Genomic DNA, 21,755 nt, shown 5'->3' with positions numbered 1-21,755 from the left:
CCTATATGGTGGGTGGCGCAGTATTCTAGTCAAGACCACCATCTTTGAAGACGGGCCTAAAAATCCGTCAAGGGCACACCGATGAAGTTCCTGGTGCTGGCTGCCGACGCCCAGTCGGGGGTTGGTGCTGGGAGTTAAGGAGGGGGGGCGATCTACAATGGCATGTAGGCGTGGACCCTCCCTCCGTGGAGACCCAGGTGCGTGGGAAAGTTCCTGCGGCAGGAACAACTACTATGGCCTGGGGTAGAAACCTGCAGTCGGTACGGAGGGTGCTGGCTGCAGCGTAGCCTGCCTTGAGCGGTAGTGGTGGATGCGGGTGGTAAGCACCTGTCAGGGTCTTCGCCGAAGACCTGTCGACTATAGCGGAAACCACTACTGCAAAAGAGGCTAGAAGATGGCCGGTCTTGTCGAGGAAAACTCCTAGACTGTTTACCGCCGGTAAGGCTGGCCGGGGATTAAAGTATGCGCTAAGTGGTAATCCAGTCCTGCCTCCGGCGACGGCGCAGGACACCCTTTAAAGGGAAACCGCCACTGCGGCGACGCGTGGTAGGGTGCCGGGAAAACCTACTGGACCTAAGCCATAACATTTATCCGGCCAGCTGCCACCCACCAGGATTACATAATCCTTATCCTTCATGGAGGCAGAAAACACATTTGGCCAGATCACAAAGTCGTTCCTCCTGGAAAAATGCCCTAACCATGGGCGGGGGAACTTTTTTTATAGCCCTGGCCGTAGGTTATGGTTCCCAAGCGTTTCTGGGAAGAATGACTTCCATAATCTTGTCATTTGTCCTGTTGATGTTAATTATCCTGGCCGGTATTGTTTTTGATATTGTTGGCGTAGCCACGGCGGCGGCCAGTGAAGTGCCCCTGCACGCCCGGGCGGCCAAAAAGATCCCCGGCGCCCGCCAGGCCCTGGGTTTGCTGCGCAACGCCGATCGGGTGACCAGCTTTGCTACCGACGTGGTGGGGGACGTCTGCAGTACCTTGAGCGGTGCGGTTGGGGCGGTAATTATCTTACGCCTGGCAGGACAGCATGGAGCGGAAGATGTGCTGGTCAGTACTATCATGACGGCCATAATCTCGGCTGTGACCGTGGGTGGTAAAGCTCTGGGCAAGGGATTTGCCCTGCGCCAGGCCAATGATATAATCTTTTTTGTAGGCCGGTTGTTGTACGGCGTGGAAAAATTGACCGGGTGGCGCCCCTTTAATTATACAAACCAGAAAGGACGGCGGCCATGAACCTGCTGGATAAAATTAAGGAACCGGCTGACGTGAAAAAGTTGAATAACGTGGAACTCGAGAAGCTGGCAGCGGAAATACGCCGGGAACTGGTCCGGACGGTGGCCCGCACCGGCGGCCATCTGGCGCCCAACCTGGGTGTAGTGGAACTGACTCTGGCCCTGCACAGCGTTTTTGACTTACCCCGGGATAAAATCATCTGGGACGTGGGCCACCAGTGCTATGTGCACAAGATGCTTACCGGCCGGCGCTCCCAGTTCAGCACTTTACGCCAGTTCGGGGGCTTGAGCGGCTTTCCCAAGCGAGCCGAAAGCCCCTATGATGCTTTTGATACCGGTCATAGCAGCACCTCTATTTCTGCTGCCTTAGGCTTTGCCCTGGCCAGGGATTTAAAGGGTGAGGATTACCAGGTCGTCGCGGTCATTGGCGATGGTGCCCTGACGGGCGGTATGGCCTTTGAGGCCATGAATCATGCCGGTCATCTGAAAACCAGCCTGATTGTGGTGCTGAATGATAATGAAATGTCTATCTCCAGCCCCGTGGGGGGCATGGCAGCCTACCTTTCTCGCCTGCGGACGGATCCTATGTATTCCCGGGGCAAGGAAGAGCTGGAAAATCTCCTCAACCGCCTGCCCCACGTGGGTCCCCGGGTGTTAAAGATAATTGACCGGATTAAAGATAGCTTTAAATACCTGGTCGTCCCGGGAATGCTTTTTGAGGAGCTGGGCTTCACGTACCTGGGCCCCATCGAAGGCCACAGCATAGCCCGGCTCAAAGAAGTACTGCAGCGTGCCCGTGGTACCCGCGGGCCGGTCCTGGTCCATGTAATTACCACCAAAGGCAAAGGTTACCGGCCGGCTGAGACCCATCCCGGCCGCTTCCATGGCGTTGGCCCCTTCGACCCGGAAACAGGTGAACCTGTAACTACCGGGGGACCGCCGACTTTTACCTCCGTCTTTGGCGCTGAGCTGGTACGCCAGGGGGAGAAAAACAACCGCCTGGTGGCCATAACGGCGGCCATGCCCGAGGGTACCGGGCTCATTCCTTTTGCCCGGCGCTTCCCCGGACGCTTTTTTGATGTCGGCATTGCCGAGCAACATGCCCTGACCATGGCCGCCGGCCTGGCGGCTGCGGGATTAAAGCCGGTAGTAGCCATTTACTCCACCTTTTTGCAGCGGGCCATAGACCAGGTAATCCATGACATTGCTTTAATGGAACTACCGGTAGTCCTGGCCATTGACCGTGCCGGTCTGGTGGGCGAAGATGGAGAAACTCACCAGGGCCTCTTTGACCTGGCCCTGCTGCGCAGTATACCGGGTATGGTAATCATGGCTCCCAAAGACGAGCAGGAGTTGCGGCACATGCTGGTTACAGCTATCCAGCACCACGGGCCGGCAGCCTTACGTTATCCACGGGGTGCCGGCGTGGGTGTACCGTTAACCGGTGTGGCCCAGCCCCTGCCAATCGGCAAGGGGGAGGTCCTGCGCCAGGGCAGGGATGTAGCCATCCTGGCCCTCGGGCCCCTGGTTTACGCCGCCCTTGCCGCAGCGGAAGAACTGGCCGCCGGGGGTATTGAAGCGGCAGTCATCAACCCGCGCTTTGTTAAACCCCTGGACGTGGATTTAATTCTCAACTGGGCCGGTAAAACCGGTTGCCTGGTGACGGTTGAGGAACACGTCCTGGCCGGCGGTTTTGGCAGCGCCGTCCTGGAATTGCTGGCTGCCAGAGGTATGGTGAGGACGAGGGTGCAATGCCTGGGGATCAAGGACCAGTTTGTCCGCCAGGGTAAAGCGGCCGTTTTACGGGAACACTTAGGTTTGACGCCGGCGGGGATCGTCAAGGCCGTCCAGCAGGTGTTGGAGGGAGAGCCGATGCTTACCAGGCGTAAATTGGGTACCAGGGAGATTTCCGGTGGCTAGGCAACGACTGGACGTCCTGCTGATACAGCGGGGACTGTTTGGCAGCCGCCAGCAGGCCCGGGCGGCTATTATGGCTGGCGAGGTGCTGGTCAACAATATCCCGGTAGACAAGCCCGGGGAGAGGGTCCCGGTTGATGCGGAGATACGCCTTACCGGCCAGCCCCTGCCTTACGTCAGCCGCGGCGGCTTAAAGCTGGAGAAGGCCTTAAAGGTTTTTAATATTGATTTGCACCATAAAGTAATCCTGGATGTGGGCGCGTCCACCGGAGGCTTTACCGACTGTGCCCTTAAACACGGCGCCGCGCGGGTCTATGCCGTAGATGTCGGTTACGGCCAGCTGGCCTGGTCGCTGCGCCAGGATCCGCGGGTAATTGTCCTGGAAAGGACCAACGCCCGTTACCTGGAACGGGATAACCTGGGGGAGCCGGTTGACATGGCCACCATTGATGTGGCCTTCATTTCCCTGGCGAAAGTCCTGCCGGCCGTTCTCCGCTGCCTTAAACCGGAGGGGGAGATTATTGCCCTGGTCAAGCCCCAGTTTGAAGCCGGCCCGGGCCGGGTCGGTAAAAAAGGAGTTGTGCGCGACCCGGCCGTGCACCGGGAGGTTTTAAAAGAAGTAATGACCGCGGTAACCGGGTTGGGTTTAAAAATATATGGTTTGACCTGGTCCCCCATTAGCGGCCCGGAGGGCAACCTGGAATTCCTCCTTTGGCTGGGCTTAAAAGGCCAGGGGCTGGCAACAGGAGACTGGCAGCACCTGATTGAACAGGTAGTAGCTGCAGCCCATCAGGAAGTGCGTTAGATTTGAAGCGGGGGAGTCAATTGCAGCAGATAGGTATGGTGGCCAACCTGGATAAGCCGAGGGCAAGGGAAGTAGCCCTGGAAATCATGGCCTACCTGGAAGACCGCGGTGCGAAGGTACTGGTATCCACCAGCAAAGCTGCCGCCCTGGGTTGCCCGGAAAAAGGTGTGCCGGAAAAAGAGCTGGCAGGTGCCGACTGCCTTTTAGCTTTAGGTGGTGACGGCACCCTCCTGCGGGCGGCGCGGATAGTTGCCGGTGCCGCTACGCCCATCCTCGGCGTCAACCTTGGTCACCTGGGGTTTTTAACCGAAATTGAGCTGGCGGAACTTTATCCCGCCCTGGATAAGCTCCTGGCCGGTGATTACCGCCTGGAAGAGCGAATGATGCTCCAAGGAGCCGTCAGGCGCCCGGACCGGGTGCTCTACTGCCAGGCCTTAAATGACGTGGTAATTACCAAGGGCGCCTTTTCCCGCATGCTCCGCCTGGAGGTTTATATCGGCCCGGCTTACCTGGACACTTACCCGGCTGACGGCCTTATTATCTCTTCACCTACGGGTTCCACGGCTTATTCCCTGTCGGCCGGCGGGCCCCTGGTATCACCGCAGCTGCAGGTGATGATTTTGACGCCCATCTGTCCCCATACCCTTTACAGCCGGCCGCTGGTTGTACCGGCGGAACAGCAGATCAGGGTCCATGTGCACGCCCAGGGAGCGGAAGTCATGCTTACTGTTGACGGCCAGCAGGGATGGCGCCTGGAGAATGGCGACGTCGTTACCGTGACGCGATGGGAAGTACCTACGCGCCTGATTCGTTTAAAAAATAACACCTTTTACAGCCTGGTACGGGAAAAATTGCGGGAAGGGGGGAGCCGGCATTATGACGAAAGCCAGGCGCCAGCAGCTGATCCTGGAAATTATATCCAGGACCCCGGTAACTACCCAGGAACAGCTGGCCCGGGAACTCATCAAGCACGGACTTAAGGTGACGCAGGCTACCGTTTCCAGGGATATTAAAGAACTGGGCCTGGTGAAAGTGCCGGCAGGGGAGAATCTTTATCGCTACGCCGCACCGCCGGGACAACCCCCGGTGAACGTCTATGGCCGCTTGCAGCGCCTCTTTCAAGATTCTGTGGTTAAGGTAGACGACAGTGAAAACTTGATTTTAATCCGCACCCTGCCGGGGACGGCCCATGCCGTTGCCTCCTGCCTGGATAACGTGGCCTGGCCGGAGATTATAGGAACGGTAGCCGGGGATGATACCATCCTGGTCATTGTTAAACCCAAAGAAGCCGTGGCTGAGGTCTTAAAGCGCTTTGATGAGCTCAGGGAAGGGTGAGGCCATGCTCCAGGAACTGCAAATCGAAAATTTTGCCCTGATCGAATCCCTGCAGCTGGACCTGGAACCCGGGCTAACGGTCCTCACGGGAGAAACCGGCGCCGGTAAGTCTATCATTGTTGATGCCGTGGGGCTGCTGGTGGGGGCGCGGGCTTCAGCGGAGTATATTCGTGCCGGCGCCGAACGAGCCCTGGTGCGCGGGCTTTTTCAGACCGCCGGCATACCTGGACTGGAAGAAGTCCTGGCCGAATTTGGTGTCCCAGTTGAGGCCGACGGCAGCCTTTTGCTCAGCCGGGAAATCAGCCGCAGCGGCCGGCACAGCTGCCGCGTTAACGGCCGCAGTCTCACTTTAAGTATGTACCAGAGAATTGGCCAGCTGCTGGTCGATATTCACGGCCAGCACGCCTACCAGTCCATCTTGAGGCCCGCTTCCCAGATGGATCTCCTTGACGGCGTAGCAGGTTTAATGGACCTGAGGGCGCAAGTTAAAGAACTTTACATAAAATGGCAGAATTTACAAAATGAGCTGGAAGAACTCGGCGGCGACGCGGCGGCAAGGGAACGGCAGCGCGACCTCTTGGCTTACCAGCTCAAGGAAATAACTGCCGCCAATTTAAGCCCGGGTGAAGAGGAAGAATTACTCCGGGAACGGGAGATCCTGAATAATGCGGCCAGGCTGGCTGAAGGGGCTGCAGCAGTTTACGCCGCCCTTTTTGGGGAAGAAGGCAGGGCGGCCTATGACCGCATCAGCCAGGCAGCGGCAATTCTAGCGACCATGGCTGCCATTGACGCCGGCCTAAACTCATGGCAAAATTTGCTTGAAGCTGCCGCCGCCCAGGTGGAAGAGGTAGCCCGCGGTATGCGCCGCTATGAGGAAAAGCTGGAATATGACCCGCAGAGATTAAAAGAGATTGAGGAACGACTGGAATTGATTAAAAACTTAAAGCGTAAATATGGTGCCGATATTGCGGCAATTTTACAATACCAGGCGGAAACGGCGGCAGCTTTGGAGGAACTGGAACAAAGGGCGGCCCGGGCTGCGACCCTGGAAAAAGAATTGGCAGCAGCCGAAGCCAGATACCGGGAAGCAGCCCTGCGTTTACGCCGGCAGCGTCTGGAGGCCGCGCAAAAAATAGCTGCGGCGATAACCTCTGTTTTGCACGACATGGCCATGCCGGCAGCCCGGGTAACGATAGCCTGTACAGAAGCCTCCCGGCCCGGCCCTGCGGGTATGGATACGATAACATTTCTCTTCCAGCCCAATCCCGGAGAAGGGAGCCGTCCCCTGGCCCAGATTGCCTCAGGTGGTGAAATGGCCCGGGTAATGCTGGCCTGTAAGAGTATTTTAGCCGGTGTCGACGCGATCCCGACTTTAATTTTTGACGAAATTGATGCCGGGGTGGGTGGTGCTGCCGCCCGTGCGGTGGCTGAAACCCTGGCGGCCATCGGCCGGCGCCATCAGGTTCTCTGCGTTACCCACTCGGCGCAGCTGGCCGGCATTGCCGGGCAGCATTACCGGGTTAGTAAGGTTGTCCAGGGCGGACGCACCTTTACCAGAGTCGAAAAATTAACGGGTGAGGCCAGGGTAGAAGAACTGGCCCGGTTGTTATCCGGAGAAACAAGCCCCATTGCCAGGGAGCATGCGGCCACCCTTTTAGAACAGTCACGGGCCAAAAAATGAAATTTATGTTAATGACATTTAAAAATCGTAAATTAGCCCCTGAACACTTCCTAATGCAGGCTATATCTCCTCCTCAGGACGTTTTTAACAGCATAAAAGCAACGGCCTGAGGTTATTTTATGTTTAGAAAGCAAAAATAAAATCCCTGAATGGGGGTGGTGCCCTTGAAACGCCTGGGGCACCAGGTTCTCGGCCTGGTGCTGGCGGCATTGTTATTGTATGGAGGAATGCTCCCGCCGGTACGCGGCTTTTTTAGTCTGCCCCAGATGCTGCGCCTGTCAACGGCGGCGCCTTTTAAGCTGAACTGGGAACTACCGCCGGGCCTGGCCCGGCAGGTAGAAGTGCAGGTTAACAGCCTGGATGAAACCAGTACGTCCGGCCAGGGTCGCCCGGGCTGGTGGCAGCTACAATTGAAATTATTTGGCCTTATTCCCCTGAAAAATATTACCGTGCAGATGGTCCAGCCGGTCAGTGTCTTTCCCGGCGGCCAGGCCATTGGCGTCCTGCTAAAAACAGAAGGGGTAATGGTCGTGGGCCAGGCAGCCGTAACGGACGATCAGGGCAACAAGCTTTACCCGGCGCGGCAGGGCGGCCTGGAAATAGGTGATACTATCATAGCCATTGATGGCCAAAAAGTTAGCAGCGATCAGGAAGTGGCCTCTTTGATCGATGCTGCCGGCCGGGCCAATCGCCCTTTAAAGCTAACGGTCAGAAGAGATGAGCGTTTGTTAAGCTTAAATATCCAGCCCCTGTACTGCCGGGAGACGGGGCGGTACCGGATCGGCATCTTTGTCCGGGATAGTACCGCCGGTGTCGGTACGTTAACCTTTTATGACCGGGACAAGAATATCTTCGGCGCTTTAGGGCATATGGTTACCGGCGACGGCCAGACGGGAATAAATGTCAGCGGCGGCCGGATTGTCGCGGCCGCCATCCAGGGGATTCATCAGGGGAGACGGGGCCAGCCGGGGGAAAAAATAGGTGTTTTCCTGGAAAACAGCAGTTTTAGCGGTACAATCCAGAAGAATACCACAGTTGGTATATTTGGGACAATAACTGGTAATATTCCGGGCTATTTTACCTCGCCTTTGCCGGTTGCCCTGGCGGAGACGGTGCGCCCGGGGCCGGCCGAAATCTTAACAGTAGTTGAGGGAGAGAAGGTAGAAAGGTTTCAGGTGGAGATAGAACGGGTAATGCTCCACCAGCGAGCCAGCGGTAGAGGACTTATCTTACGGATAACCGATCCCCGGCTGCTGGCCTTAACAGGGGGAATTATCCAGGGTATGAGCGGCAGTCCCATTATCCAGGATGGGCAACTGGTGGGAGCTGTAACCCATGTGTTTATTAACGATCCTACCAGGGGCTACGGCGTACTGGCCGAATGGATGCTGCAGGAAACAGATCTTGTCTCACCGACCAGGGGAACTGCCGTCGAATCCCCTGGGAATTTACATATAATGGAATTTGATGTTGGATAACCAAAAGTTTTGCCTCTTTATGCGATTGGAAGGATTATCCCCCATTGGCGTCGAAAACTATCTCGACTAAAATGACACGGGTCTTTAGGAGGCGGGATGAAATACAATGAAAGACCCCATTAAAGTATTAATCGCCGATGATAATCGGGAATTTTGTGAAGTACTAGAGGAATTTTTTAATGAGCAGCAGGATTTCATTTTGTCGGGGATAGCCCATAATGGCCATGAAACCCTGCAGCTTATCCAGGAACAGGAGCCGGACGTGGTAATTCTAGATATTATTATGCCGCATCTTGACGGTATCAGTGTCCTGGAACGGCTCAACGATTTAAACTACGAACCGCGGCCGAAAATAGTTATCCTTACGGCTTTAGGCCAGGAGAGCATGACTATGCGTTCCATGGAGCTGGGGGCCGATTATTACATACTTAAACCCTTTGACCTGGAAGTGCTGGGCAACCGTTTGCGGCAGCTGGCCAACGGTTACACCCTGCCGTCGGCACCGGCCCAAGTAAATCGTAACGGTCGCAATATGGATGTTGAAGTAACGAAGATTATCCATCAAATGGGGGTTCCGGCTCACATCAAGGGCTATCAATACTTACGAGAAGCCATCCTGATGGTAATCGACGACGTAAGCCTCTTAGGTGCGGTGACAAAAGAGCTTTATCCCCTGGTAGCGCGAAAATTTATGACCACGCCCAGCCGGGTGGAGCGCGCCATCCGCCATGCCATCGAGTTGGCCTGGGACCGGGGTAACGTAGAGATGATGAATAAGTTCTTTGGTTATACTATCAATGTAGAAAGAGGCAAACCGACAAACTCAGAATTTATTGCTATGATCGCCGATAAACTCAGAATAGGGGCCAAGGTAAATTAAATATAAATGTTAGAGGAACTGGCGTAATGCCAGTTTCTTATCTTTATTTTCGGAGGGAGATTAAGCCGTGAATCTTACCGAAGTGCTGCTGAGTTCTGAACGCATTTATGAAGGCCGGATCTTGAATTTGCGCCGGGACCGGGTACGGCTACCCGATGGCAATGAAGCCAGCCGTGAAGTTGTTGAACACCCGGGCGCTGTAGCAATTATCGCTCTCGATAAAGAAAAAAACGTTTATCTTGTCCGCCAGTACCGTTACCCTATTGGCCGGGTAACCCTGGAGATACCGGCCGGCAAACTTGATGCCGGGGAAGAACCGGTAAATTGCGCCCGCAGGGAGCTGGCGGAGGAAGTAGGCCTCAAAGCGGCTGAATGGCAGCTGCTTTTAACCTTCTATTCTACCCCGGGCTTTTCCAATGAAATCATGTATCTTTTCCTGGCCACCGGCCTCGAACCTCACCGTGAAGAAGCCGATGCCGATGAATTTCTGGAAGTGGTACGGCTGCCTCTGGCTGCCGCCGTGGCCGAGATCTTTAAGGGTACTATCCAGGATGCCAAGAGTATCGCCGGTTTGCTGGCCGCCGCCCGTACTTTGCAGGCATAAATATCCCCAGGCGGCATAACTATCTAGGGGATGATATTTGACTGAGCGGCCGGGGAGGGAATGAGGTGGAAAGGGCCCTTGCCAGGCACATCAGGGACAACCTGGGCTTATATCTGATTATATTTTTCTTTTTCCTGGGAGGAATCATTGCCGGAACAGTTACCCTTTACTTCCTCGAAGAACAACAGGTGATCCAGCTGGCCGCCTACCTGGATAACCTGTTGCAGCAGTTTAACAGCAGCGATATAAGCGGGTATAAAGTCGTTCACCAGGCCATTACCAATGCCCTTAAAGAAATCGGCCTGGTATGGTTTTTGGGTTTGACGGTGATAGGCATACCCTTGATTATTGTCGTTGTCTTTTTAAAGGGCTTTATCCTTGGTTTCACCGTCGGTTTTTTGGTGCAGCAGAAAGCCTTCCATGGAGTGGCCCTGTCGCTGATGGCCGTCATGCCGCCCAACCTTATCCAGATCCCGGCCTTATTTGTGGCGGCTATGCTGGGCATTTCCTTTTCAACGGGTTTAATGCACGGGCGAAGTTATAGTGAAAAGGGTATTTTACCGCGGTTCTTAAACTATTCATTTTTTATGCTGCTGGTCACGCTGCTGGTAGCGGGCGGGGGCCTGGTGGAGGCATATCTCGCGCCGGTTTTTGTCAGGGTGGTACTCAATTATTTTTAAAAGTTTGGAGGGATAGGGGATGATTGTTGTTACCATTAGCAAATGGCGGCAAAAACTTGTCTGGCTGCTGGCAGCTATACTGGTGGCCGTTGTCTTGCTGGGCCAGATGGTAGGCAGTGGCCGGTCCAACCTGGCAAGGCAAAGCAACACCCCTTCTGTCGTGCGGCAGCAGGAACAGCCGGCTGCTGCTCCGGCAGCCGGAGAAGCCGCCCACCTGGAGGGATTATTAGAGAAATTAAGGAGCTTTTACCGGGGTGAATAAGGGATAAAAAAATCCGCCTCGAGCAGGCGGGTTTTTTATGGCTTTTTTTGGTTCGAATGGAGGAGTTTTATCTGCACATGTGGAAATAATTTGGTAAACTTAAGGGGAATGGTGGTGCGCCGTGCGTGAGCTGGTGGATGAATTCCTTTACTACCTGGTGGTAGAACGGGGACTGGCGGAAAATACCCTGGCTTCCTATAACAGTGACCTGCAGCAATTTTTGCAGTATCTGGAAAACAGCAGGGTGAAATCTTTGCGCGAGGTTAACCATGGTTTACTGGTAGCCTACCTGGTGAAAATGCAGCAGGAAGGCCGGGCACCGGCGACAATTTCCCAGCATTTGGCGGCCCTGAAGGCTTTTTACCACTTTTTATTAAAGGAACGCCTGGTGGACAGCGATCCTACGGCCAACCTGGAATCCCCCCGGCAAACAAAAAAACTACCACAGGTATTGACGGTGGATGAGGTTGAGAGGCTCCTCAGCCAGCCGCGCCCGGATACCCCGGCGGGTTTAAGGGATAAGGCCATGCTGGAATTGCTTTATGCCACAGGCCTGCGGGTCTCGGAACTGGTAGCCCTCAATGTGGACCAGGTCAACCTGGAGGGGGAATTTGTCCGCTGCCTGGGCAAGGGGTCGCGGGAAAGGGTGGTTCCCATGGGGCAGGTGGCCTGTTTTCACGTGCGGACATACTTGGAGAACGGGCGGGGAAAACTAATCAAAAAGAAGACGGAGCCGGCCCTTTTTGTCAACCAGCACGGCCGGCGCCTTTCCCGCCAGGGGTGCTGGAAAATTCTTAAAGGATATGCCCGGGCGGCCAACTTGCAAAAGGAAATTACGCCCCATACCCTGCGCCATTCCTTTGCCACCCACCTGCTGGAGAACGGCGCCGACCTGCGTTCGGTCCAGGAACTTTTAGGCCATGCCGATATTGGCACAACCCAGATTTACACCCATCTAACCAGGAAAAAGATCCGTGAGGTTTACGATCGCACCCATCCCCGGGCGTGAGAACATATTTATGGAGGCATAGCTGCAATGGCCATCGATCGCGTTATAATCATCGTTCTCGACAGCGTTGGTGTAGGTGAACTGCCGGATGCCGGAAAGTTCGGCGACGAGGGCAGCAATACCCTGGGGAATATCGCCGCTGCGGTAGACCTGCACCTGCCAAATATGGCGCGGCTGGGACTGGGCAACATTATTCCCCTCAAGGGGATTGCTCCGGCAGGCGCCCCGGCAGCTGCCTATGGAAAAATGGCTTCCCGGACGGCCGGTAAGGATACCACCAGCGGCCACTGGGAGCTGGCCGGCCTGATTTTAGAACGGCCCTTCCCCCTTTATCCCCACGGCTTCCCGCCGGAAATTATCGAGCCCTTTGAAAAGGCCATCGGCCGTAAGGTCCTGGGCAACAAACCGGCCTCAGGTACGGTTATTATTGAGGAACTGGGCGCCGAACATATGCGCACCGGTTACCCTATTGTTTACACCTCGGCCGACAGTGTCTTCCAGATAGCAGCCCATGAAGACATTATCCCCGTCCAGGAACTCTACCGTTACTGTAAAATTGCCCGGCAACTGCTGACGGGTGAACACGCGGTAGGCCGGGTAATTGCCCGGCCCTTTGTCGGGGAACCGGGGCATTTCATCCGTACCGACCGGCGCCAGGACTTTTCCCTGGAACCGCCCCGGCCTACGCTGCTGGACGCCGTCATAAACGCCGGCCTCCAGGTCATGGCGGTCGGAAAAATAAAAGACATCTTTGCCGGCCGGGGCATCAGCCGCTGGATTCATACCCATGATAATATGGACGGCGTCGACCAGACGTGTAACTTCATGCGGGAAGGCGGGCGCGGCCTTATCTTCACCAACCTGGTGGATTTTGATATGCGCTACGGCCACCGCAACGACGTGGCCGGCTATGCTGCCGCCCTGGAGGCCTTTGACCGGCGCCTGCCGGAATTGCTCGAGGCGTTAAACGAGAATGATGTCCTGGTACTTACCGCCGACCACGGCTGCGACCCCACCACCCCCAGCACCGATCACTCCCGGGAATATGTCCCCCTTCTGGTTTGTGGAAGGCAAATCAGACCGGTAAATATTGGCGTGCGCCCTACCTTTGCCGACCTGGGGGCTACTGTTGCCGATCTTTTGGATGTCCCCTATAACCTGGCCGGGGAAAGCTTTGCTTCTATATTGGTGAAATAAATGCTCATATTTTCCCCCCTTCGCTAATATAAGTTAAAAGAGAACAAGACCCTCATGACGCTAATGCGGGACCATCAGAAGGATGATAATAACGGGCTGGCATTTGTTTGGAGCGAGCGACTTGGTCAGAGCGGTTAAGCAGCCTTGGTGAAGCCGAGGAGCGAGGGCGGGGCCGAGGACAGGATGTCCGAGGCCGGATTCTAAAGGCAAGGATGCCGAATAGGCCGGGAACCCCGCCCGAGCCCGAGGCTGAGCCGTAGGCTGATCCGCGAGGACCAGGGAGCGAGCAAAAACAATGCCAGCCTGGTGCGAAGTTATTTTCAGGGTAGCCTGGTAAGGGGGCGGTGGGGTGCGTAAAACAGGAGTTCTACTACTGGCGGTCATCCTGGGACTGTGCTTGCTTCCGGGGTTACTGCTGGCGGCAAGTTCGGGGACAACAGACGCGGCCGTGGTCCCGCCGGCGGATGCCCAACCGGCACAGGCTGCTGCAGGCAACCAGGCAGCGGGCCTGAACCTTGACGCCAAAGGGGCCATCCTCATGGACCCCCAGACGGGGGAGGTCCTCTGGGAGAAGAATGCCCATGCCCGTTACTACCCGGCCAGCATGACCAAGCTGATGACCATGGTAGTAGCCATGGACATGGTAGCCAATGGCCAGGCCAGGCTGGATGAACCGGTGCAGACCAGCGAGCGGGCGGAAAGTTTTGGCGGTTCGGAAGTCTTCCTGGCTGCGGGGGAGACTTTCCCCCTTGAGCAGATGCTCATTGCCATCGCCGTGGCTTCGGCCAACGACGCGGCGGTAGCGGTGGCCGAACACCTGGCCGGTTCGGAGGAGGCCTTTGTGGCCATGATGAATGCCAAGGCCAAAGAACTGGGCTTGAAAAATACCCATTTTGCCAACTGCCATGGCCTCCACGATGAGCAAAACTATACTTCCGCCTACGATATGGCTGTTATTGCCCGTTATGCTTTGAAGTACCCCAAAATCCGGGAGTGGACCTCCATCAAGCGCTACACCTTCCGCCAGGAACCCTTGTCCATCCTGGACAATACCAACAAAATGCTCTACTGGTACCCGGGAACCGATGGTTTTAAAACCGGCTTTACCGATGCCGCCGGCTTGAATCTGGTATCAACGGTCGAAAGGGACGGCCTGCGTTTAATTGCCGTAGTCATGGGCGTGGAGACTCCTAACGGTCATTTCACCGATTCCATGAAACTTTATAACTGGGCCTATAAACAGTGGGCCTTCCAGCAGCTCTATGGCCCCGGCCAGGTGGTAGCCACCGTACCGGTAGGCAAGGGCCGGGTGGAACAGGTCAAAGCCATCACTACGGCTAAAGTTGGGGCGCGGATCAGCCGCATCCGGGGTAAGGGCGAAAAGGTAACTGCCAGGGTAGACTTACCGCCGCTTTTAAATGCACCCGTCAAGGAAGGTCAGAAAATCGGCCAGGTGACTGTCTTCAGGGATGATAAAGAGATAGATCACGTCGACCTGGTAACTGATGAAGCGGTAACCAGGGCCTCTCTAGGCCAGGAGATTACCAGGGTAATCAAGGCTGTTTTCACCATTCGACAATAATTTTACCATTATTTAGCAGGAAGTAGGCCGGTCGAGAGCGAATAAACCCCTTCGAAGAACGCAGCGAGGGGGTTTTGCTTTTGCAGGTGTTCTTTAGTATGGAAGGTAAAGAACTCTGGGCGCGGGTCAAGGGAGAGGTTGACCTGGAAAGCGCCGACCTTTTACGCCGGGAACTGGAAGCCAGCTTGGATCACGCCCGCCCGGAAATATTGCTACTTGATCTGGAAGGAGTTACCTTTATGGATAGTTCAGGGCTGGGGGTAATCCTGGGCCGTTACCGGCGTTTAAAAAATCAGGGAGGCAGGGTGATTATTTGCCGGCCCCAACCCCAGGTAAGACGGTTGCTGGAAATATCCGGCCTCAGTAAAATTATGACCATCCATCCCGATGGACCGGAAACTGTGGGAGGGGTGACTGATGGCTGGCGAAGCTAAAGTTGAAAACAGCATGGCCCTGGAGTTTTTGAGCCTGCCGGAAAACGTAGGCCTGGCCAGGGTGGCGGTAGCCACCTTTGCTGCCCAGGTAGATATGACCTTGAATGAACTGGAAGAGATTAAAGTTGCGGTTTCCGAAGCGGTGTCCAATGCCATTATCCATGGTTATCGGGGAGAACCCCGGGGTATAGTACGGGTGACCGTGGAGCGCACGGCAGCTGGGCTGGTAATTACAGTGGAGGATAAAGGCTGCGGTATCCCTGATGTTGCCATGGCCATGCAGCCGGCCTACTCCACTGATCCCGAGCGGATGGGCCTGGGTTTCGCCTTTATGCAATCCTTCATGGATGACCTGGAAGTGACCTCGGAGGTCAACCGGGGGACGCGGGTGAAGATGTTCAAAGCCTTCAAAGGAGAGGCTGGAAAGTAACCGGGGTGGCGATTTAAAGTGCGCTTGTCGGAAATGAACCTGCCCCGCTTTCCCCTTCTGTCTGAGGCTGAAACAGAAGAGCTGTTGCGCCGGGCCAAGGCAGGGGATAAAGAAGCCCGGGAGCGGTTGATTAACTGCAACCTCAAGCTGGTTTTCAATCTGGTCCAGCGCTTTGAAAATCGCAACTATGAGCTGGAGGACCTCTTCCAGATCGGCACCATTGGCCTGATCAAGGCCATTGACAAATTTGACCTGGGCTACCAGGTGCGGTTTTCCACCTATGCCGTGCCCATGATTTTAGGGGAAATCAGGCGGTTTTTACGCGACGATAGCACCGTTAAAGTAAGCCGTTCTTTAAAGGAGACAGCCTTCAAGGTCAACCGCACCCGCGAGGAAATGGCCAAGAAACTGGGCCGGGAACCATCTATTAGCGAAATAGCCGAAGCCCTTGACCTTTCCCGGGAGGAAATAGTAGCCGCCCTGGAAGCCGTCCAGATGCCGGGGTCCATCCACGACACCATTTACCAGGATGACGGCGACCCCATCTATGTTCTGGATCAGCTGGCTGCAGAGGAAGGGGAAGAGCCAGCCTGGCTGGATAAAATTGCCATAAAAGAAGTACTGCGAAAGATACCGGAAAAACACCGGCGGGTCCTGGTCATGCGTTTTTTCCAGGATAAAACCCAGGCCGAAGTGGCAGCCCGCATGGGATTGTCGCAAGTACAGATTTCCCGCATCGAGCGCCAGGCCCTGGAGAAGATCAGGGAACTGCTGCAGGCGGAGGGAAACAGCGGGTATTGTTATAATAATGAATAATCATATGGTTAATCTTAAACAAATGGGGGGCTTGGTTGCGGGTCATCTCGCTCCAGCCTCCCATTAATGTTTATTCGATTGGGGATGCACCTGACGCAGTGAGACGGTTATATACTAGGCGCTACGGTAAAGTTTAGTAAGGATAAACTCCTTGTGGCTCAAGGCCTCGGCACAGGTATAACGGCCGTTCAAGGTACGCATAAACATATCCAGGATGGCAGTGCCGGCACCGTCGAGGTCCATTTCCCGGCGCAGCAGGCCTGTCAGGTCGACGTCAATGTGCTCGCTCATGGTGCTGACCGTTACCGGGTTGGCCGAAATTTTGATTACCGGGATGATGGGGTTGCCAACAATGTTACCCTGGCCGGTGGTGAAGAAGTGCAGGACCGAGCCGCCGGCAGCGAAAAGGGTAATGGCTTCGGCGCCGGCAGAGGAGGTTTCCATGTACCACAGACCTTTACCTTTAGGGGCTTCGGCCGGCTGGAGGACGCCCTGGATCAAGGCCCGCTTGCCGATTTTCTGGATGTTACCTAAAGCTTTTTCTTCAATTGTGGTCAGACCGCCGGCAATATTGCCTTCCGTAGGCTGGGAGCCGCAGAGATCGACACCCTGGGAAATAATAAAGTCACTATAGGATTTAAAGCTCTGCATGAACTGTTCGCGGATCTCCGGGGTGGCGCAACGGGCCGCTACCAGGTGCTCACCACCGGTGAGCTCGGAGGTTTCACCGAAGAGGACGGTCACGCCCATATCGACCAGGCGGTCGACGGCGTTGCCTATGGAAGGATTGGAAGCCAATCCAGAGGTGGTGTCGGACTCGCCGCACTTGATGCTGACGATGAGTTCGGAAATATCGCATTCCTCTTTTTGTAATTCGGTAGCATACTGGACAAATTCAATGGCTTTACGGGAGGCCATTTCAATGACCTTCAGGTCGCCGTAGCGCTCAATGGCAAAACCGGCCACGGGTTTTCCCGTTTTGGCGATGCCTTCCACCACGCGGTTGGTCCAGTTGGGTTCAATACCGATGACGATGCAGGCCGCTACGTTGGGGTTGGAGCCGGTACCGATTAAGGTCCGGAAAAGAAGTTCCAGGTCTTCACCGAATTGGAGGCGGCCGTAAGGGTGGGGCAGGGCGATGGTACCGTCAATGAGTTTGGCTACCCCTTCGGCGGCAGCATTGGAAAGGTCATCTAATGGTAAAATTACTACCCGGTTGCGGACGCCGACGCTGCCGTTTTCCCGGCGGTAGCCCATAAATTTGGTCCTGGTCATTTTTACCACCTCGCAGTTTTTAAATTATGGACGTGGACGTGCTCGCCTTTGGCGATGGGGGCTACAGTTTTACCGATGGGTTCGCCGTACTTGATTACCGTTTCACCTTTGGCGATGTCCTTAAGGGCAATCTTGTGGCCGAGTTTGATGTCATTTAAGGCCTTTACGGTAATGATGGAGTTGTCTTCCATCACCCATCCGCTTACCGTCTCGCCGGCCTGGATATCGGCTACGGCCACGCCAACGGTATCCCGCTTGTCATGGACAAAGAATTTTTTCACTTCAGGTTCCCCCTCTCTGGAAATGTAAGGAATGATTGGCTTCACTCGGTAGGCATAAAGTGTGAGGTCTGTGGTAGGACCACTTTTATTGTACGACCTCTCGTTAATACTGTCAAGGCAAAATTAAATAGTAAACTTCCGTAAAAAATATAAGTAAATATTACAAAAAAATTATAAGATGGAGCAGGAAAATTTATAGTAATAGCGAATAATAATTACCAACCAAAGGAAATATTATAGGCAAACTTGAAAGGATGATGTTTAGTTGTCGCTCAAAAATGTTATTGCAACTGATAGGGCACCGGCAGCTATTGGTCCATATTCCCAGGCCATTAAAGTTGGCAATCTTATTTTTACTTCCGGTCAAATCCCCATTGACCCGGCCAGCGGCCAGGTTGTAGAAGGCGGGGCAGCCGAGCAGGTGGCCAGGGTGATGGCCAATTTGCAGGCCGTGCTGGCTGCTGCAGGAGCCAGCCTGGATGACGTTGTTAAAACAACCCTGTACATCAAGGATATGAATGATTTCGGTACCATCAATGAAGTATACAGCCGTTATTTTACCAAGGAACCCCCGGCGCGTTCCTGCGTGGAAGTGGCCCGTTTACCCAAAGATGTACTTGTGGAAATTGAAGCCATAGCAATATTAGACAAAAAGTAATCTCCGGCCTGGGACCTTCCGGCGGGCTGGCCAGCCTTATCCCCTCGACCTTCCCCACCGGGCATGATAGAAAAGGATGCCCTCAAAGCAAACCTGTAGTAGGAGGCTTACTATGGTAGCAAGACCGCTACATCCGGCCCTGGAAACTATGAAGCCTGTAGCCCAAGGCATAGCAGCAACCTTTGGTAAAAATTGCGAAGTTGTTCTTCATGATCTCAGCAAGCCTTCCAAATCCCTTATTTTCAAAGCCGGATCGGTGACTAATAGAGAAATCGGTGCCCCGGTTACCAACCTGGTGCTGGAAGCCCTGCAACGTTACGGCGATGCCACCGAGGATTTAATCGGTTATCTTAACCGGACCAGGGATGGTAAGGTCTTGAAATCTTCCACCATTTTTATTCGCGATAACAGCGGCAAGATTATTGGTTGCCTTTGTATTAATTTTGATCTCACCGAGTTCCAGCTGGCGAAAAATATTTTAGAGGACTTCTGCCAGCTAAAGGACCTGGCGGAAGCAGGTTTTGAACGTACCCAGGAGCAGTTTGCCCGGGACATCAACGAAGTGGTTGACAACGTGGTGGAAAGCGTGCTGCAGGAACTGGGCAAACCGGTACCGGTCATGACCAGGGAAGAAAAGGTTAAGGCTGTAGAAATGCTCGACGACCGGGGCATTTTCCTGGTCAAGGGAGCGGTGGATGTGGTAGCCCAGGCCCTGGCAGTTTCCAAGTACACCATTTATAATTATCTGGAGGAAGCCCGGGCCCTTAAAGGCAACCGGCGGGCCGTACTATAGGGCAACAAGACCAGGGTGGACCTGGGTAGTGGTGATGGAAGTGCGGGCCGGGAATCAGGTCCTTAAGACAAAGACCGGCAGGGTTTCCGGCAGCATTTTTCGGGAGGTAGGACAGGATGTTTTTTACCTTTGATCTCCAGACGCCAAGCAAAGAGGCCATGGTTGACATTACTCACCTGGCAGCCAGGGCAGTACAGCAGGCAGGCGTAAAGGAAGGTCTCTGTATGGTCTACATACCCCACACTACCGCCGGGGTGACCATAAATGAAAATGCCGACCCGGATGTGGTGGCCGATATCCTGGCGGCTCTGGGTAGAATTGTTCCAGCGGGAGGTTACCGCCACGGTGAAGGTAACTCGCCGGCCCACATCAAAGCCTCTCTCATGGGTAGCAGCCAGACGGTGATTGTTCATAATGGCAACCTGGTCCTGGGAACCTGGCAGGGCATTTATTTCTGCGAATTTGACGGCCCCCGCCGGCGCAAGGTGCATATCAAGGTATGGCAGGGATAGAGATGAATTCCTCGACAGCCAGGAAGGTTCATGGTATAATATACCTGTAACGGAAGATAGTAGTGACATGGAAGCGGTGAGCTAAATGGAGGATATCACCCTCCCCTTGGAAGAACGCTTGCGGGAGGCCCTTATAAAGAGAGAAGAAATCGAGTTTGCTTATCTCTTTGGTTCCCACGCCCGGGGAACGGCGAATAAACTGAGCGATGTAGACGTGGCCGTTTTTCTGGATAAACTTCGTTTACCGCCGGTGGGCCCTTATGGCTATAAAAGTGAGCTGCTTGTTGCCATGAGGCAGCAGCTGCGGGAACCCCTGGATTTTGTTATCCTTAATGAAGCGCCTCTGCCCCTGCGTTATCGAGTCCTGCGGGATGGCAAACTCCTATTCTGCCGCGATAACCGGGTTCGGATAACTTTCCATGAAAAAACCATGCGGGATTACCTTGATTTCCGGCCCATACAGAAGATCCAGGTGCAGTACCTGCGCAAGAGATTGGCCGAAGGGCGCTTTGGGGGTAGCAGGGATGGTATGGCAAGGTAGATCAGGAAAAAGTGGCCGATGTCATGAACCACCACCTTGATGATTTTCGCCAGTATGCCCGCTACATTGTTAAGTACCTGGGTTGGAGTTTTTAACTGGTATAAAGCCCCGGTTATTCCCGGGGCTTACATTTATAGATCGGCGCTGTGATCGGCATAAGCGATTTTCACATTGGCCTTGAATTCGGTTAGTTTGCCGTCTTTGACATTGGCAGTCAGGTTATAAACCTCGACGCCAGAAATGTTTTTTACCTCCCGGCTGGCTTCAGCAACGGCCTGCTGGACGGCATCCTTCCAGTTATGGGGCGATTCGCCCACCAGCTCTACTACCTTAACGTGCAAAGGAAAACCTCCCTTCCTTGTTTTTTTTATTATTCCCCCATCAGATGAAATAATCCCTTTCCCGAACGGAATAATAAACAGAATTTCCGGACGAAAATATACCTCAGGCGATTTTATTTTTAAAGCCAGGAGGATTTTATCTTTGGAGTTGGAACTAAATAAACTTAGGTCCGGAAAAATTTTATTAATATAAATGGGCAGAAGGAGGCAAAAGTCATGGCGAAAGTCGAGAAATTTGTGCGTTTTACCACCGGGAAAGAAACCTTTTACGGCCGCCTGGACGGAGAGACGATTATCGCCTTCGAAGGCGATATTTTCGGGGAATACCGGGAAAATGGCCGGCGCTTTAATTTGAAGGAAGTCAGGCTCCTGGCACCCTGCCGTCCTGGGAAGGCTGTCTGCGTAGGGTTGAACTACCGTAACCATGCTGCAGAAATGGCCGAGAAAGTGCCGGATGAGCCGATCATTTTTATCAAACCGCCGACCAGCGTTATCGGGCCCAATGAGAATATAATCTACTGGCCGATGGTCGGACGCCTTGATTACGAAGCTGAGCTGGCTGTGGTTATCGGCCGCAAGGCTCATAATGTTAAGGAAGCAGAAGCTGAGGAATATATTTTCGGCTATACCGTGGGGAATGACGTTACAGCGCGGGACCTGCAGCAGAAAGACGGCCAGTGGACCAGGGCCAAGAGTTTCGATACTTTTTTACCCCTTGGGCCCTATATTGTGCGGGGGATTGACGTTTCTGACCTCCGCGTTCAGTCTTATTTAAACGGCGAGCTGAAGCAGGACGGCCGCACCTCCCAGCTCATCTTTTCTGTGCCTTTCCTGGTGAGCTTTATCTCCCGCGTGATGACCCTTTTACCCGGGGATATTATCCTAACCGGCACACCCGAAGGAGTGGGCCCCATGCAAGTAGGTGATACCGTCGAGATCAGGGTGGAGGGAATAGGAAGCCTTGTCAACAGGATAGTCGCTCCCACCCTTAATACTGTGTAAT

Annotated in this window: 26 protein-coding genes; 22 read left to right on the top strand and 4 right to left on the bottom strand. The window is 54.4% G+C overall.

Annotated elements, in window-relative coordinates:
* Positions 1-514 precede the first annotated feature (514 nt).
* Positions 515-667: a hypothetical protein gene (locus MCACP_RS08315; protein WP_406676326.1), complete on the bottom strand. Its 153-nt coding sequence runs from the start codon at positions 665-667 to the stop codon at positions 515-517.
* A gap of 98 nt (positions 668-765) precedes the next feature.
* On the opposite strand from MCACP_RS08315, the gene MCACP_RS08310 reads away from it, so the two are divergent.
* The 17 genes from MCACP_RS08310 (at position 766) to sigF (ending at position 16,351) form a co-directional block, all read left to right on the top strand.
* On the top strand, positions 766-1,242 hold the full coding sequence (locus MCACP_RS08310; protein WP_406676325.1) for a CNNM domain-containing protein: 477 nt from the start codon (positions 766-768) through the stop codon (positions 1,240-1,242).
* Positions 1,239-3,161: a 1-deoxy-D-xylulose-5-phosphate synthase gene (gene dxs, locus MCACP_RS08305; protein ID WP_406676324.1), complete on the top strand. Its 1,923-nt coding sequence runs from the start codon at positions 1,239-1,241 to the stop codon at positions 3,159-3,161. Before MCACP_RS08310 ends, dxs begins: the two co-directional genes overlap by 4 nt.
* Complete coding sequence (locus MCACP_RS08300; protein ID WP_406676323.1) at positions 3,154-3,963, top strand: TlyA family RNA methyltransferase; 810 nt, start codon at positions 3,154-3,156, stop codon at positions 3,961-3,963. Before dxs ends, MCACP_RS08300 begins: the two co-directional genes overlap by 8 nt.
* A 20-nt stretch (positions 3,964-3,983) precedes the next feature.
* The gene (locus tag MCACP_RS08295; protein WP_406676322.1) at positions 3,984-4,943 is read left to right on the top strand and encodes an NAD(+)/NADH kinase; all 960 of its coding nucleotides are present in this window, start codon (positions 3,984-3,986) and stop codon (positions 4,941-4,943) included.
* Positions 4,840-5,298 carry an arginine repressor gene (gene argR / locus MCACP_RS08290; protein WP_406676321.1) on the top strand — a complete coding sequence of 153 codons (459 nt, stop codon included), beginning with the start codon at positions 4,840-4,842 and terminating at the stop codon, positions 5,296-5,298. Before MCACP_RS08295 ends, argR begins: the two co-directional genes overlap by 104 nt.
* 4 nt (positions 5,299-5,302) lie before the next feature.
* Positions 5,303-6,979: a DNA repair protein RecN gene (recN, locus tag MCACP_RS08285; RefSeq protein WP_406676319.1), complete on the top strand. Its 1,677-nt coding sequence runs from the start codon at positions 5,303-5,305 to the stop codon at positions 6,977-6,979.
* A 158-nt stretch (positions 6,980-7,137) separates the two neighbouring features.
* Complete coding sequence (spoIVB, locus tag MCACP_RS08280) at positions 7,138-8,457, top strand: SpoIVB peptidase (protein WP_406678720.1); 1,320 nt, start codon at positions 7,138-7,140, stop codon at positions 8,455-8,457.
* A 106-nt stretch (positions 8,458-8,563) separates the two neighbouring features.
* Positions 8,564-9,337 carry a sporulation transcription factor Spo0A gene (gene spo0A, locus MCACP_RS08275; RefSeq protein WP_406676318.1) on the top strand — a complete coding sequence of 258 codons (774 nt, stop codon included), beginning with the start codon at positions 8,564-8,566 and terminating at the stop codon, positions 9,335-9,337.
* Positions 9,338-9,404: 67 nt separating this feature from the next.
* Complete coding sequence (locus tag MCACP_RS08270) at positions 9,405-9,941, top strand: NUDIX domain-containing protein (RefSeq protein WP_406676317.1); 537 nt, start codon at positions 9,405-9,407, stop codon at positions 9,939-9,941.
* Between the two features lie 65 nt (positions 9,942-10,006).
* Positions 10,007-10,621, top strand: coding sequence for a stage II sporulation protein M (spoIIM, locus tag MCACP_RS08265; protein ID WP_406676316.1), 615 nt, complete (start codon positions 10,007-10,009; stop codon positions 10,619-10,621).
* Positions 10,622-10,640: 19 nt separating this feature from the next.
* Positions 10,641-10,883, top strand: coding sequence for a hypothetical protein (locus MCACP_RS08260; protein WP_406676315.1), 243 nt, complete (start codon positions 10,641-10,643; stop codon positions 10,881-10,883).
* Positions 10,884-11,004: 121 nt separating this feature from the next.
* Positions 11,005-11,892 carry a site-specific tyrosine recombinase XerD gene (gene xerD, locus MCACP_RS08255; protein ID WP_406676314.1) on the top strand — a complete coding sequence of 296 codons (888 nt, stop codon included), beginning with the start codon at positions 11,005-11,007 and terminating at the stop codon, positions 11,890-11,892.
* A gap of 33 nt (positions 11,893-11,925) precedes the next feature.
* Entirely contained in the window at positions 11,926-13,089 is a 1,164-nt protein-coding gene (locus MCACP_RS08250) for a phosphopentomutase (RefSeq protein ID WP_406678719.1), read from the top strand.
* Between the two features lie 349 nt (positions 13,090-13,438).
* Positions 13,439-14,671: a D-alanyl-D-alanine carboxypeptidase family protein gene (locus tag MCACP_RS08245; RefSeq protein ID WP_406676313.1), complete on the top strand. Its 1,233-nt coding sequence runs from the start codon at positions 13,439-13,441 to the stop codon at positions 14,669-14,671.
* 98 nt (positions 14,672-14,769) lie between these two features.
* Positions 14,770-15,105 (top strand): STAS domain-containing protein, encoded by a 336-nt coding sequence (locus MCACP_RS08240; protein WP_406676312.1) that lies wholly within the window; start codon positions 14,770-14,772, stop codon positions 15,103-15,105.
* The gene (spoIIAB, locus tag MCACP_RS08235; RefSeq protein ID WP_406676311.1) at positions 15,089-15,535 is read left to right on the top strand and encodes an anti-sigma F factor; all 447 of its coding nucleotides are present in this window, start codon (positions 15,089-15,091) and stop codon (positions 15,533-15,535) included. The genes MCACP_RS08240 and spoIIAB overlap by 17 nt, the downstream gene beginning before the upstream one ends.
* A gap of 33 nt (positions 15,536-15,568) precedes the next feature.
* The gene (gene sigF / locus MCACP_RS08230) at positions 15,569-16,351 is read left to right on the top strand and encodes an RNA polymerase sporulation sigma factor SigF (protein WP_406678718.1); all 783 of its coding nucleotides are present in this window, start codon (positions 15,569-15,571) and stop codon (positions 16,349-16,351) included.
* Positions 16,352-16,465: 114 nt separating this feature from the next.
* On the opposite strand, the gene MCACP_RS08225 is transcribed toward sigF, so the two are convergent.
* Both MCACP_RS08225 and MCACP_RS08220 read right to left on the bottom strand, forming a co-directional pair.
* A complete protein-coding gene (locus tag MCACP_RS08225; RefSeq protein WP_406676310.1) occupies positions 16,466-17,626 on the bottom strand; it encodes a UxaA family hydrolase in 1,161 nt (386 codons plus the stop codon).
* A gap of 2 nt (positions 17,627-17,628) precedes the next feature.
* Complete coding sequence (locus MCACP_RS08220) at positions 17,629-17,907, bottom strand: UxaA family hydrolase (protein WP_406676309.1); 279 nt, start codon at positions 17,905-17,907, stop codon at positions 17,629-17,631.
* 265 nt (positions 17,908-18,172) lie between these two features.
* Here MCACP_RS08220 and MCACP_RS08215 point away from each other — a divergent pair, with 265 nt between their 5' ends.
* From MCACP_RS08215 to mntA, 4 genes are all read left to right on the top strand, one after another.
* Positions 18,173-18,565: a RidA family protein gene (locus MCACP_RS08215; RefSeq protein ID WP_406676308.1), complete on the top strand. Its 393-nt coding sequence runs from the start codon at positions 18,173-18,175 to the stop codon at positions 18,563-18,565.
* A 112-nt stretch (positions 18,566-18,677) separates the two neighbouring features.
* Entirely contained in the window at positions 18,678-19,358 is a 681-nt protein-coding gene (locus MCACP_RS08210; protein ID WP_406676307.1) for a helix-turn-helix transcriptional regulator, read from the top strand.
* A gap of 116 nt (positions 19,359-19,474) precedes the next feature.
* The gene (locus MCACP_RS08205; protein WP_406676306.1) at positions 19,475-19,870 is read left to right on the top strand and encodes a secondary thiamine-phosphate synthase enzyme YjbQ; all 396 of its coding nucleotides are present in this window, start codon (positions 19,475-19,477) and stop codon (positions 19,868-19,870) included.
* 85 nt (positions 19,871-19,955) lie between these two features.
* Positions 19,956-20,411, top strand: coding sequence for a type VII toxin-antitoxin system MntA family adenylyltransferase antitoxin (mntA, locus tag MCACP_RS08200; RefSeq protein ID WP_406676305.1), 456 nt, complete (start codon positions 19,956-19,958; stop codon positions 20,409-20,411).
* 131 nt (positions 20,412-20,542) lie between these two features.
* On the opposite strand, the gene MCACP_RS08195 is transcribed toward mntA, so the two are convergent.
* Positions 20,543-20,752, bottom strand: a complete 210-nt coding sequence (locus tag MCACP_RS08195) for a dodecin family protein (RefSeq protein WP_106004782.1) — start codon at positions 20,750-20,752, stop codon at positions 20,543-20,545.
* Between the two features lie 216 nt (positions 20,753-20,968).
* Here MCACP_RS08195 and MCACP_RS08190 point away from each other — a divergent pair, with 216 nt between their 5' ends.
* Positions 20,969-21,754: a fumarylacetoacetate hydrolase family protein gene (locus MCACP_RS08190; RefSeq protein ID WP_406676304.1), complete on the top strand. Its 786-nt coding sequence runs from the start codon at positions 20,969-20,971 to the stop codon at positions 21,752-21,754.
* The last annotated feature ends 1 nt before the right edge of the window (position 21,755 follow it).

Origin of the sequence: Neomoorella carbonis (assembly GCF_045278715.1) — a bacterium.
In the GTDB taxonomy this organism is placed as follows: Bacteria; Bacillota; DSM-521; order Neomoorellales; family Neomoorellaceae; genus Neomoorella; species Neomoorella carbonis.
Note: the sequence above shows the minus strand (reverse complement) of the source record. Positions and strands in the feature narration are given on the sequence as shown.